A 13,107-nucleotide genomic window follows, 5' to 3' on the forward strand; every position below is an offset into this window, starting at 1 on the left:
CCTCAAACCTTTATGATTGAAAACTTGATTTGAAATGAAACTTATTAAACCCATTATACTATCTCTCTTCTGTGCGTTAGGAAATGCGGGGGTTTCGCAAGCTACATATCAAGAATTCGAAGTCGGAAACATCAGCACAAGAGTTTATGCTGATGGTTGGTTATTCAACGATCTTCATTACCAAAAAGCGAGGTTTGATATTCCAAAAAATTCAGGAGTTAATGCCATTTACATGTCTGGCTTTTGGATAGGTGGTCACATTGATTTGAAAAACCCCAATCAGCCAAATATCCTCAGGCTCTCGAAAATGTACAATACATCTAACAGTTTTAAACAAGGCCCTATCCGTCTGCAAAATAGAACCGGTGCAGACCCATCCTATTGGAATAAAACTTGGATTGTCAACAAATCAGTAGTGCTAAAACACATCCAAAGTTTTCAGAATAAAAGTTATGAAATTCCCGATGAGATTTTAAACTGGCCTGCTCACGGAAGGAATGGAACTGCTGATATTTTGGCCCCTTTTATTGATGTAAATGGAAACTCAATTTATGAGCCAGAGAAAGGAGACTATCCAGATATTAAAGGTGATAAAGCAATCTATTTTATGTTCAATGATGCCGGACAGGGATCCAATAATGATGGATTAGTAATTGAAGTTCACGGCATGCTTTACGGTTTTAACTCAGATGACGAAAGAATCAATAATACGTTATTTTTAAACTTAAAAGTAATCAACCGGTCAACTTATGATTACAAGGATGTTTATTTTGGTATGTATAATGATTTTGACTTAGGTGATCCAAGCGATGATTATATCGGTACAGATTCCGCTCTTGATTTAGTCTATGCATACAATGGAGATGATCAAGATGGACCCGCCAAAGGAATTCCGTCTTATGGTGAATCTCCTCCTGCAATTGGAATGGTTTATTTAAACAAAACGCTTTCGAACAGTATCTACTTTGACTTAAATGACGAGGTGAGAGGCGTTCCATCTACAAATCAACACTACTACAACTACTTGCGTTCCATTTTTAAAGATGGGAGTGATTTAAGATATGGTGGTGATGGGCATTATAAATCTGATGGGGTAACGAATCAAGGTGCTTCCTATGTTTTTCCAGGCGACCCAATCCAACCTTCTAATTCTGACTGGACAGAGTCGAATAATTTTTCATTGCCTAATCCTCCAAGCGATCGAAGAATAATTGCATCACACCAACAGAACAACTTCGCTATCAACGACTTTATTGAAATAGACATTGCATATATTTTTGCAGAAAACAGCAAAAATGATAGAACTAATACTCAATCTGTGGCTGATTTAAAAAAGCTCGCAGCAGATATTAAAATATTATATGATTCAGGAGAGTTCAGTAAACCTACTCCACCTGTTATTCAGCCTCCCATTAACTCTATAACAGAAATTTATCCTAATCCTTTGGGAGATGGTGAAACGCTACAAATAACCGATGAACTAGTTACCAATATAGCTGTTTTTAATATAAATGGAACTAAGGTTTTAGAAAAACAAAAGGCTGAATCCACAATAGAAATTTCTCATAATGAGTTATCCAGTGGGATGTATATTATCAGATTAAACTCAGCCTATAGCTCTAGAAGCGAAAAATTGATTGTAAAGTAAATTAACAATAATAGCCTTTAGAACATTCTCCCAACAACCCTCTCAAATAAAAGACCTTATAAATTTTTAAAGAATTTTCTTTGAAAGATTAGTAAGCTAAAAATTCCAACTGTAATAGCAGAATCTGCAATATTGAAAACAGGACGAAAGAAGAGAAAGTGTTGACCACCCCATATTGGCAACCAATCAGGAAAAAACCCATCCATCAAAGGAAAATAAAGCATATCTACGACTTTTCCATAAAGCAATGGGGAATATCCACCAGACTCTGGTAAAAAAGTCGCTACCTGATTGTAACTTTCGTCAAAAATAACTCCATAAAATACACTGTCGATAATATTGCCAACAGCTCCCGCAAAAATCAGTGAACCAGTGATTAATAATCCTTTTGAGGTAGTTTTTTTAGGCAATCTAAACAGATAAATTCCTATTACGGTCACAACGATAATCCTAAATAGTGTAAGGAAAAGTTTACCGTATTCACCAGCGAACTCAATTCCAAACGCCATTCCATTATTCTCAGTAAAATGAATGATAAACCAATCACCCAAAACCGGAAACTCTTCACCCAAGAACATATTGGTTTTGATCCAGAATTTGGACCATTGATCGGCCGTTAAAATCGTTAGAACAATAAATAATGGATGAGATAGGAAGTTGACAACTCTCTTCATGGGGAATGGTATAAAGAAAAAGGGCTAAATGCCCTTTTTGCTTATCTATTGTTTTGAGCTTCTTTTGCCTCAATAGTTAATGTAGCGTGAGGTACAGCTTTCAATCGCTGCTTTGGTATTAATTGGCCAGTTTCTCTACAAATGCCATACGTTTTATTCTCAATGCGAATTAATGCATTTTCTAAATGAGAAATAAACTTCTCCTGTCTAATTGCTAATTGAGAAATTTCTTCTCTAGAAAGTGTCTCAGAGCCATCCTCCATCATCTTAAAACTAGGTGAAGTGTCATCTGTACCATGATCATCTTTATAAGAAAGAGTATTTCTTAAATTGGTTAAATCCTTTCTTGCTTCCTCCAATTTACCATTAATTAACTCCTTAAATTCAGCTAATTCTGCATCGGAATATCTCGTCTTTTCTTCGCTCATAATTATATTTTTTCTAAAGAAACCTGCGTTTCTAAATTAGTATCTAATTCTATCAAATGTGATTCGTTGGCAATATTATCCACAAAAATGATATTATCGGCCAAAGTTTCTGAACAAATATACTTTTTATTCGCTTCTATAGCAGCATCCAACTCCGTGTGTTTTTGAACAGTTATCCGAATTTTATCTGTAACTTCAAAACCATTATCTTTTCTAAGATTTTGAATCCTATTCACCAATTCTCTTGCTATTCCCTCCTCCTTTAATTCCGAAGAAATGTTAATATCCAAAGCTACCGTATAAGCTCCTTCAGTGGCAACTAACCATCCAGGAATATCATTTGTCGTAATTTCTACATCATCGGTTGAAATTGAAAACTCATTCCCCTCAGCTATTAAATCATAGGTTTGATTTCGCTCCAATGTTGCAATTGCATCTTGATCCATAGCAGCAATAGCGGATGCTACTTGCTTCATTTGCTTTCCAAACTTAGGACCTAGCTTCTTAAAGTCAGCTTTTATCCGCTTTACTAAAACACCAGTTGTGTCTTCTAAGTATTCAATTTCCTTGACATTAACTTCAGACAAAATTAAATCCTGCACTTCAGTTAATTGACGCTTAAATGTTGGGTCTAAAACAGGAACCATAATTCGTTGGAGTGGCTGTCGAACTTTGATTTGCTCCTTTTTTCTTAGGGCTAAAATCATAGAAGTCACTTTTTGAGCTATTCCCATTCGCTGCTCTAAATCAAGATCGATTAAAGAGTCGTCTGCTTGAGTAAACAAAGCTAAATGAACCGAATTATTTTTATCCTTCCCACTGATTAAATTCAAATCATTAAATAAACGATCCATAAAGAAAGGAGCTACTGGTGCTGAAAGTCTTGCTACCGTTTCTAAGCAGGTATACAAGGTTTGATAAGCAGAAATTTTATCAGTTGTATAATCTCCTTTCCAAAAACGTCTTCTACATAAGCGAACGTACCAATTACTCAAATTCTCCGTTACAAAATCTTGTATAAGCCTTGTTGCCTTGGTAGGTTCAAAATCTGCGTAAAGAGCGTCAACCTCTTTTACCAAAGAATTCAATTTAGACAAAACCCAACGGTCGATTTCAGGACGGTCTTTTAATGCTACTTCACCTTCACTGTAAGTAAACCCGTCAATATTCGCATACAATGCAAAAAAGTTATAAGTATTATAAAGCGTACCAAAGAACTTACGCTGAACTTCGGTAATACCATCCAGATCAAACTTTAAGTTATCCCAAGGCTGCGCATTACTAATCATATACCAACGCGTTGCATCTGGACCATATTTATCCAACGTAGTAAATGGATCAATTGCATTCCCCAATCGTTTAGACATTTTCTGCCCATTTTTATCCAGCACCAATCCATTTGAAACGACATTCTTGAATGCTACTGAATCAAAACACAATGTAGCAATAGCATGAAGCGTAAAAAACCAACCTCTTGTTTGGTCTACGCCTTCTGCAATAAAATCAGCTGGGTAGAATTGATTCTGTTCGATGAGTTCCTTATTTTCAAATGGATAATGCCATTGTGCATAAGGCATTGAGCCGGAATCAAACCATACATCAATTAAGTCTGCTTCTCTTTTCATTGGTTTCCCTGACTCAGAAACTAAAGTAATTTCATCTACAAATGGACGGTGGAAATCAAATGAATTATAATTCTCTTTAGAAAAATCACCTGGAACAAAATCTGCCATTGGATTTTTAACCATAACACCAGCTGCTACGGCTTTTTCACATGCTGATTTTAATTCCTCAGCGGATTCAATCAATACTTCCTCTTCGCCATCTTCAGTTCGCCAAATCGGCAATGGAATACCCCAATAGCGAGAACGAGATAAATTCCAATCTTGTAGGTTTTCTAACCAATTCCCGAAACGACCCGTTCCGGTGCTTTCTGGCTTCCAATTAATGGTTTTATTGTTTGCAATTAACTCTGGCTTCAAGGCTGTAGTTTTTACAAACCAAGAATCCAACGGAAAGTACAAAACAGGCTTATCTGTTCTCCAACAATGTGGATAACTATGCTCATATTTTTGAACATCAAAAGCACGATTTTGCTCTTTTAGTTTGATAGAAATTCTCACATCAGCCGATTTATAATCAGCTGGTTTTGTGGCTTCATCTTCATATTGTTCTTTCACATAAACCCCTGCAAAATCAGTCACTTCTGGCACAAATCTACCTTGCATATCCACCAAATGAAGTGCTCCAATTCCATTGGCTTTTGCCACTCTAAAGTCATCCGCTCCATAGCTCGGAGCTAAATGCACGATACCTGTACCATCTTCGGTGGTAACAAAATCGCCTAAAATTACACGGAAAGCATCTCCTTCTTCTGGCTGTACATATGGCAACAATTGCTCATAGCGCATTCCGTCTAAATCAGCACCCGATACTTCTTGAACTACTTCAAAAGGAATCTTCTTATCGCCAGCTTTATATTCTGCTAGCTTTAACTCTGCATCTTTTGGAGAGAACCACTTGTTCACCAAATCTTTGGCTAAAAGAACTGTAATCGGCTCGAATGTATATTTATTAAAGGTTTTAACTTTTACATAAGTGATTTTTGGACCAACTCCCAAAGCCGTATTAGATGGCAATGTCCACGGAGTAGTTGTCCATGCGATAAAAAACAAATCACCATGGACATCTTCAAATAAATTTGCAGATTGCTCATTATTAACGACTTTAAATTGAGCAACAGCAGACGTATCTTTTACATCTTTATAGCATCCAGGCTGATTTAATTCATGTGTGCTTAAGCCAGTGCCCGCAGCAGGAGAATAGGGCTGAATCGTGTACCCCTTGTAAATCAACCCTTTTTTATACAACTTCGATAATAAATACCAGACACTTTCAATGTATTTATTGTCATACGTTACGTAAGGATCTTTCATATCGACCCAATAACCCATTTGCTTGGTCAAATTATTCCAAACATCTGTGTAACGCATTACGGCTTCACGGCATTTTTGATTATATTCTTCTACGGTGATGGTTTTACCAATATCTTCTTTAGTAATTCCTAGTTCTTTCTCAACACCAAGCTCCACAGGAAGGCCATGAGTATCCCATCCAGCTTTTCGCTTTACTTGAAAACCTTTTTGAGTTTTGTATCGACAAAAAATATCTTTAATCGTTCGCCCCATTACGTGGTGAATACCAGGTAATCCATTGGCAGAGGGCGGTCCTTCATAAAAAACGAAAGATGGTGCATCTTCTCTAGAATCAATACTTTGTTGAAAAGTATCCTCTTCTTCCCATTTATTTAAAACTTCAGAAGCTATCTCTGTCAAATTCAATTGCTTATATTCTTTATACTTACTCATGCTGAAAAATAACCTTTTGGCAACGATTTTAATGGGCGCAAATTTAACAATTCTGAACCAGATGGGAATCATCTGTTTTAAACCCACAATTATGTGATAAAAAATAGCCAACTGTATAAACAGTTGGCTATTCAAAAAATTAAAATTATCTTCTAAATCGTAGCAATTACTTTTAGTTCGATACCAATTGGAGTAGGTAAACTCTTGATTTCGACAGTAGTTCTGCAAGGCTGATTATCAGCAAAATATTCTGCATAAATTCGGTTGTACGTTTTAAAGTCTGCTTTCATGTTGGTTAAAAACACGGTTACATCTACGATTTTATCCCAAGACGAACCCGAGTCCTCTACAATTGCTCTAACATTATTGAATACAGAATGACATTGTTTTTCAATATCATATGATAAAATCTCACCATTCTCATCCAGTTCAACACCTGGAATTACTTTTGTTCCTCTCTCTCTTGGACCTACACCTGATAAAAAGAGTAGATTACCGACTTTTCTGGCATGTGGATAAGCTCCTACTGGTTCCGGAGCTTTCTGAGAATCAAATTTTTCGCTTGACATATAAGATATAATTTGAAAACAAAGGTAATAATCTAAGATTACTTACAAGAAGCTGATAAAAAAACATCTCAATTTCTTTTTTACCAAGAAAAATGAACCTTATGTCGAAAGAATGGCATAAGTACTTCTGTTTTAGAGTAACTTTAACTTTTTAAATTCGTTTTTCTATTTCTTAAATCATGAATTCAGAATACGCTTCACTAAAAGATTTAAAACAAGTATTTGACACTCTTGCTTCATGCATGAAAGAAGCACTAATTATTGTAAATACTAAAGGTCAATTTGTAAAGGTAAATTTATCTGCAATAGAAATGTTTGGTTTAGAAAAAGAGCCGAATAAGCCAGAAATGGCAAAATACTATGGCGCTTTTCATCTAGACGAAAAAACATTCTATAAAAAAGAGGAACTACCTTCGTATAGGGCATTGAATGGAGAAAATGTAAAAGATGAAATCATTTTTATTAGAAACTCCAAAAAGCCAAATGGAGTATACGCATGTGCAAACGCAAAGCCCATCTTAAATAGTGGAAAAGAAATTATTGGTGCAGTAATAGTTGCGACGAACATAACCGAACAGAAGAAAAGAGAAACAGAAATACAACGAAATAAAGATCTCTTGGAGCAATCTCAGCAAATGGCTCAAATTGGTTATTGGGAAATCGATTTAATACAAAATACTTTAGAGTGGTCTAATGAAACCAAAATTATACATGAAGTAGGGCCAGACTTTATCCCAGATTTAGAAACAGGCATTAATTTTTATGACGAAGATTCAAAACCCATCATTACGAAGATAGTAGAAGACGGAATCATAAAAAATAAAAGTTGGGACATCAAGTTAGGAATTATAACGGCTAAAGGGAATCACAAGTGGGTTAGATCTATTGGAAGGCCATATGTTGGAAAACAAGGGGTAGAAAAGGTAGTAGGAGTTTTTCAAGATATTACAAAAGACAAACTTGCGGAAGATCAACTAATCAAAAATGAAAAAGAAATTAAAAAGCTAAATGCTCAACTAAAAGAAAAAATAGAATTACGTACGAAGGAGTTGAGCAAAACCAAACAAGATTATCAAAAGCTTTATAACGAAGCTCCTGATATGATGGCATCAATTGATACTAATAAGTTGACAATTATTGATTGTAATCAAACCGTTTGTGACTATTTAGGATATTCAAAGGCAGAATTGGTTAATCAATCATTTTTAAATCTATATCATTCAGACTCTTACAACATTATTAAAAGAGCAATACAGCAATTTAAAAAAGAGGGAGAAATTAAAAATCAACGATTATATCTCAAGAAAAAAAATGGAGAAAAGCTGCCTGTAACACTAAACACTTCAGCAATAAAAGATGCATCAGGTAATATTATTCAAGCGAACTCTGTTTGGAGAGATATTACTCAATTAGAAAAAGTAGAAAAGGAGCTTAAGTTTTTAAATAATGAACTAGAAAATAGAGTAATAGAGCGAACAGAAGAAATTCAAAAGGTAAATGAAGAACTAGAGGAGTTTGCATACATGACTACTCATGATTTAAAATCCCCAATTTCCAATATTAGGGGTCATATTGAAATTTTAGAGTTGGAAATGAACACCTCTTCAAATCCAGTTATCGGTCAATCGATTCATTGGATGAAGGATTCTATAGAAAAAGCTGAATCAAATATTCAAAGTATTATTAAAGTAGCTCAAATCAGAGAGCCTGCATCAAGTATTACGACTGATGTTAGCTTAAATAAAATTATCAAACAGGTTATAGAAGATATAAATTTTGAAAAGGCTGAAATAAGCATTTCTACTGATCGTGATTACCGAATATCCTTCAATGAAAAAAATATCTACAGCATCATCCAAAATTTGATATCCAATTCAATTAAATACAAAAAAAGTGACACTACAGCTGTCATAAATATTAAAGTATTTGATAATAATGAATATACTTGTGTATCCATTTCCGATAACGGGCTAGGTATAAACTTAGATATGAATCAGGCTAATCTATTCGGAATGTTTAAGCGACTGCATGATCATGTTGAAGGAAGTGGAATTGGGCTTTATCTTGTAAAGCGAATGCTTGATGCTGCTGGAGGAAAGATAGAGGTGGAAAGCAAACTAAATGAAGGATCTACATTTACTGTTTTTTTTAAAAAATAATGAAGAAATTAAAACGAATTTTATTAATCGATGATAGTGAGGCAACTAACTATATGAATCAATACTTCTTTGAAAAGTTAGAGGCATGTGATAGAATTGATGTAGCAACAAATGGTCAAGAAGCCTTAGATATAATTACAAGTATAAAAGAAGAAAATTGGGACACAGAAATGCCCGATCTTATTTTGTTAGATATTAAAATGCCCGTTCTGGATGGATTCGGTTTTCTCGAGCATTATGAAAAACTACCTTCTGAAATGCGGAAATCTGTTATCACTGTTCTTTTAACTACATCAATGAGTCAAACCGATAGAGATAGGGCACAAAAATATGAGTCTGTAAATAGCTTTCTCAATAAACCGTTAACAATTGGCCATGTTAAAACGCTGCTAGAAAAGGTTTCAGGGCTAAATCAATAATGAAATAGATTTATAATTATTGCTGAAGTAATTGTAAATGATTTATATTAGTGCTCTAATTAAAGCCATTATGAAGCACTTCAACTTACTTTTATTTACCCTATTTGTATCTTTTATAGGATTCAATACCGTTAATGCTCAAGGCAACTTTAGAGTTCTCTCCAATTCCATTTTAACAGCAAACCCTTTAGAATGTGATACAATTGCTGTAGATGTTACAACATATTTAGGGTGTAGAAATTTTATAAATAATGGTTATACCTACTCCGTTTCTGGAAATACAATTATAATAGATGTAAAATATACTAGTTCTCCCATTTGCTTAGGAGCATTAAGTCAACCTATTTATAATGTAAAAATGGTTGGAATTCCTGCAGGGAGTTACACCATTTCAAGTGAGGCCTATTTAGACAATGTTTTTGTTAATGCAGTAACAACCCCCATAACAGTAGCAGCTTGCTGCCCATCAACAAGTCAAGTAAAAGCAAGCTTTTTTTTAGATGATTCTACTTTTTGTGTTGGAGATACTTTTTACTTAAACAATTTGTCTGCGAATGCACTTAATTTTGAATGGTTCAAAAATGACACTTCATTTTCAACAAGTAGTAGCCCCTTCCTAATCGCATCAACTGTTGGCATAAATACGATTCGATTACGAGCCGATAGTGGACTTTGTAGTGATGATACTACCTTAAGGTATCGTGTGAATGCTAATCCATCAGTGAATTTGGGAATGGATACAATAATTTGTCAAGGTGCATCTATTACACTCAGACCAAACCTTCCATATTCAAGCTATATTTGGCAAGACTCTACAACCTTAGATAGCTTAATAGTTAATAGCGCAGGAAATTACAGCGTAATAGCTATTGATTCAAACGGCTGTGTTGGTATGGATACGGTGCTTATTGGTGTGTCTGTTTGTACATTTTTGGAACAACAATCCTCAAATGAAAACATATGGACGGTATTCCCAAATCCAGTAGACAATAAGCTTTTTATAAATCACAGTTCATTAAAAAGCACCAACTTTACTTACAAGATTATTAGTTTAACAGGACAACTTATTTCTGAAGGTATACTAACCAATACTCATTCAGAAATCTCTACTCAACATTTAGAACCAGGTGTTTATTTCATTCAAGTAATGCATGGAAATACCACCACTACCCAAAAAATCACTAAAAAATAAATTAAAGGTGTAAAATACTAACCGAGCCACATTACTGCTCATGCTATATTTTTAACAATTCATCTAAATTTACATCTATTCGATTAAGGTGATGACTAATTTAGCTCTTACAAACTACATATATCCCTTAAATGATTCACAAACTAAACAACTATGTTTCACGAAATGGTATCTATAACGATGCGTCTGCAAGTGGCTCACTTAAGGTTAAAACATTTAACTGGATACTATTTTGGACTTTTTGGGCAAGTATTCTATGGAGTTCATTGCTATTTGGGTTAGGTCAAACTTATGCAGCTTATATACCTCTCATAGCGACTTTATCCATTCCGATTTCCTTTTATACCTTAGCAAAGAAGCAAAATTTTCATCTAGCTTTAAACATTTACATTACCTCTCTTTTAATTCTCCCTCCTTTAGTTCAACTCTTTCACGGGGGAATTATTAATTCTGGTGCTGTAATAGTTTGGACTATTCTCGCACCAATAACCGCGATGATTTTTAAGAAAATGAAAATTGCAAAATTAATTTTTTGCCTTTTTATTTTGTCTCTTCTAATTGGCTCTTTAGCAGAATTATTGATAGATGTCCCTTTCAAAATAATGAGCTCAAATCAGATCATCACTCAATTTATTCTAAACATAATTGGTTTGTTAACAATTATCTATTTCCCAATACTACATTTTACTAACGAAATGTTAAACCAACGGAAAATTATAAAATCTCAGAATGACAAAATTGTTAGCAGTATAGAATATGCTAAATATATTCAAACTGCGAGTTTATTATCTCATGATGAATTAAGTGCTTGCCTTAATAATGACTTCTTTTTATACTATAAACCCAAAGATATCGTGAGTGGAGATTTTTATTGGGTAAACCATAAAAATGGCCGATTAATAATTATTTGCGCAGATTGTACTGGACATGGAGTTCCTGGTGCATTTATGACAATGATGGGAATAAACCACCTGAATAATATTGTTAATGAGAAGGGTATAACTGACCCTTCTATGATATTATTATTTTTACATTATGCTGTTAGAGATTCTTTGAAGTATTCACCGGAGAAAATTAACGATGGGATGGATATTTCTGTATGCAGCATCGACTTATCTGAAATGAAGATGGAATACTCAGGAGCTAGAAATAAATTATATTATTTTGATAAAACGTTAAAAATTTTTCCTGGAACAAAAATAAGTATTGGAGATGATCAAGAAAATGTTTTATTTGAAAAGCACACCATAAAAATGAATGGGGGAGACCACTTTTATATGTTCTCTGACGGTTATATTGATCAATTTGGAGGTCCAAAGAATAAAAGATTTGGTAGCAAGCAACTAGCTTCCTTAATTAAAGAAATGAATGGAATGGATATAAAACAGCAAGGAAGAATTATCTCCACTAAAATGAAAGAGTGGAAAAGGGGAATTGACCAAATTGATGATATAACCATAATGGGATTTAAAGTATAAATATGGAAATAAAGAAAAAAATACTTATTATTGAGGATGACTCACTTACATTATTGGTTTTAAAAAACCTATTGAGCAATAGAAATTTTGAAATTTTAGCATTAAATGATGGCCGACATTACAAACAAAAAATGGAGGGAGTGGAAGCAGTCATTATAGATTGTGGGCTACCATTTACTTCAGGAGAAGATATTGCATTAGAAATTAAAAACTCTCACCCTAGCACCAAAATCATTTTAACTTCTGTTTCATCTGTAGAAAAGTTAAAGCCTGAAACAAAAAATGTAATTAATGGATTTATAGGTAAACCCTATAATTCAGAGAAGATTGACGATTTATTTACTCTTATTTTTTAACATGGAAAAACTGAATACCATTATACTTATCGACGATAGTAATGCTGCAAATGCTATTAATTCAGCTATTATTAAAGAAATGAATATAGCTGATAATATCATTTTAATGAATAAAACTTCAACAGCTTTAGACTACTTAAAGAATGACGACAAGATTAATTATCCAATCCCCGAATTAATCTTATTGGATATTGAAATGCCTGATGAGAATGGGTTTGAATTTTTGAAAAATTATTCTACTCTCGATCAAGCTGTTACTAATTCATTTTCTCCGATCATAGTCATCTTAAGTAATCATATTACACCAGAAAACTTTACTAAAGGAAAAGACTTTAGATTAGTGGGTGTAGAGTGTATTTTAAGAAAACCTATGGAAAGAGAAGATATTGAAGATGTATTGGAGGAACATTTCGGTTTTGAATTCGATTAAAATGAAATTTCTTATACCCCCTAGCCATATATCCATTGAAGTCTATCAGAAACTACTTCCTCTTTTTTTGGATGAAATTGTTGCTGATTTTAAGCAATTAAAATCTAGCTATATGGAAAATAATTGGGAAGAAGTAAAAAGACTTTCTCACAAAATAAATGGAGTTGCAAGTAGCTATGGTGCCTTTGAAATACAAAAAGAGGCAGCTTACATAGAAAACTCCAGCAAAAAAGACGTCGAATTGAATAAAAAAGCAGTATTGAGCCTAGAGTGTGCAATCGAAAGACTCAATAACTACATTCAAACTGAATTCAAGCAACTATATTCTTAATTATTCCGTCAGGTATTTGATTTTACTTACAAATAAATTAGAATATTTGTATTCC

General features: G+C 33.9%; 12 protein-coding genes. 8 read left to right on the forward strand and 4 right to left on the reverse strand.

Translation table 11 applies throughout. The features are described 5' to 3' along the window. Nucleotides 1-34 precede the first annotated feature (34 nt). A complete protein-coding gene (locus GQN54_RS02515) occupies nt 35-1,648 on the forward strand; it encodes a T9SS type A sorting domain-containing protein (protein ID WP_160631625.1) in 1,614 nt (537 codons plus the stop codon). Nucleotides 1,649-1,704: 56 nt separating this feature from the next. Here GQN54_RS02515 and GQN54_RS02520 read toward each other — a convergent pair whose 3' ends face one another. From GQN54_RS02520 to GQN54_RS02535, 4 genes are all read right to left on the reverse strand, one after another. Next, nucleotides 1,705-2,322 carry a lipoprotein signal peptidase gene (locus GQN54_RS02520; RefSeq protein ID WP_160631627.1) on the reverse strand — a complete coding sequence of 206 codons (618 nt, stop codon included), beginning with the start codon at nt 2,320-2,322 and terminating at the stop codon, nt 1,705-1,707. Between the two features lie 41 nt (nt 2,323-2,363). After that, nucleotides 2,364-2,750 carry a TraR/DksA family transcriptional regulator gene (locus tag GQN54_RS02525; protein ID WP_160631629.1) on the reverse strand — a complete coding sequence of 129 codons (387 nt, stop codon included), beginning with the start codon at nt 2,748-2,750 and terminating at the stop codon, nt 2,364-2,366. A gap of 2 nt (nt 2,751-2,752) precedes the next feature. Then, complete coding sequence (gene ileS, locus GQN54_RS02530; protein WP_160631631.1) at nt 2,753-6,118, reverse strand: isoleucine--tRNA ligase; 3,366 nt, start codon at nt 6,116-6,118, stop codon at nt 2,753-2,755. A 152-nt stretch (nt 6,119-6,270) separates the two neighbouring features. Continuing rightward, on the reverse strand, nt 6,271-6,687 hold the full coding sequence (locus GQN54_RS02535; RefSeq protein ID WP_160631633.1) for a RidA family protein: 417 nt from the start codon (nt 6,685-6,687) through the stop codon (nt 6,271-6,273). A 179-nt stretch (nt 6,688-6,866) separates the two neighbouring features. Between GQN54_RS02535 and GQN54_RS02540 the strand changes: the two genes are divergently transcribed. The 7 genes from GQN54_RS02540 (at nt 6,867) to GQN54_RS02570 (ending at nt 13,052) form a co-directional block, all read left to right on the forward strand. Next, nucleotides 6,867-8,846 (forward strand): PAS domain S-box protein, encoded by a 1,980-nt coding sequence (locus GQN54_RS02540; RefSeq protein WP_160631635.1) that lies wholly within the window; start codon nt 6,867-6,869, stop codon nt 8,844-8,846. Continuing rightward, on the forward strand, nt 8,846-9,265 hold the full coding sequence (locus GQN54_RS02545) for a response regulator (protein ID WP_160631637.1): 420 nt from the start codon (nt 8,846-8,848) through the stop codon (nt 9,263-9,265). The genes GQN54_RS02540 and GQN54_RS02545 overlap by 1 nt, the downstream gene beginning before the upstream one ends. Nucleotides 9,266-9,335: 70 nt before the next feature. Further along, nucleotides 9,336-10,457, forward strand: coding sequence for a T9SS type A sorting domain-containing protein (locus tag GQN54_RS02550; protein ID WP_160631639.1), 1,122 nt, complete (start codon nt 9,336-9,338; stop codon nt 10,455-10,457). 131 nt (nt 10,458-10,588) lie between these two features. Next, a complete protein-coding gene (locus GQN54_RS02555) occupies nt 10,589-11,935 on the forward strand; it encodes a PP2C family protein-serine/threonine phosphatase (RefSeq protein ID WP_160631642.1) in 1,347 nt (448 codons plus the stop codon). 2 nt (nt 11,936-11,937) lie between these two features. Further along, the gene (locus tag GQN54_RS02560) at nt 11,938-12,291 is read left to right on the forward strand and encodes a response regulator (protein ID WP_160631644.1); all 354 of its coding nucleotides are present in this window, start codon (nt 11,938-11,940) and stop codon (nt 12,289-12,291) included. Nucleotide 12,292: 1 nt separating this feature from the next. After that, nucleotides 12,293-12,721 carry a response regulator gene (locus tag GQN54_RS02565; protein ID WP_160631646.1) on the forward strand — a complete coding sequence of 143 codons (429 nt, stop codon included), beginning with the start codon at nt 12,293-12,295 and terminating at the stop codon, nt 12,719-12,721. Nucleotide 12,722: 1 nt separating this feature from the next. After that, nucleotides 12,723-13,052, forward strand: coding sequence for an Hpt domain-containing protein (locus GQN54_RS02570; RefSeq protein ID WP_160631648.1), 330 nt, complete (start codon nt 12,723-12,725; stop codon nt 13,050-13,052). Nucleotides 13,053-13,107 lie beyond the last annotated feature (55 nt).

Origin of the sequence: Acidiluteibacter ferrifornacis (assembly GCF_009909615.1) — a bacterium.
GTDB lineage: Bacteria > Bacteroidota > Bacteroidia > Flavobacteriales_E > Vicingaceae > Acidiluteibacter > Acidiluteibacter ferrifornacis.

Bases quoted from the DNA above. Each gene is read 5' to 3' on its own strand.
- GQN54_RS02515 (WP_160631625.1), top strand. From the start codon at position 35: ATGAAACTTATTAAACCCATTATACTATCTCTCTTCTGTGCGTTAGGA.
- GQN54_RS02535 (WP_160631633.1), bottom strand. From the start codon at position 6,687: ATGTCAAGCGAAAAATTTGATTCTCAGAAAGCTCCGGAACCAGTAGGA.
- GQN54_RS02565 (WP_160631646.1), top strand. From the start codon at position 12,293: ATGGAAAAACTGAATACCATTATACTTATCGACGATAGTAATGCTGCA.
- GQN54_RS02560 (WP_160631644.1), top strand. From the start codon at position 11,938: ATGGAAATAAAGAAAAAAATACTTATTATTGAGGATGACTCACTTACA.
- GQN54_RS02570 (WP_160631648.1), top strand. From the start codon at position 12,723: ATGAAATTTCTTATACCCCCTAGCCATATATCCATTGAAGTCTATCAG.
- GQN54_RS02540 (WP_160631635.1), top strand. From the start codon at position 6,867: ATGAATTCAGAATACGCTTCACTAAAAGATTTAAAACAAGTATTTGAC.
- GQN54_RS02525 (WP_160631629.1), bottom strand. From the start codon at position 2,750: ATGAGCGAAGAAAAGACGAGATATTCCGATGCAGAATTAGCTGAATTT.
- GQN54_RS02555 (WP_160631642.1), top strand. From the start codon at position 10,589: ATGATTCACAAACTAAACAACTATGTTTCACGAAATGGTATCTATAAC.
- GQN54_RS02545 (WP_160631637.1), top strand. From the start codon at position 8,846: ATGAAGAAATTAAAACGAATTTTATTAATCGATGATAGTGAGGCAACT.
- ileS (WP_160631631.1), bottom strand. From the start codon at position 6,118: ATGAGTAAGTATAAAGAATATAAGCAATTGAATTTGACAGAGATAGCT.
- GQN54_RS02550 (WP_160631639.1), top strand. From the start codon at position 9,336: ATGAAGCACTTCAACTTACTTTTATTTACCCTATTTGTATCTTTTATA.
- GQN54_RS02520 (WP_160631627.1), bottom strand. From the start codon at position 2,322: ATGAAGAGAGTTGTCAACTTCCTATCTCATCCATTATTTATTGTTCTA.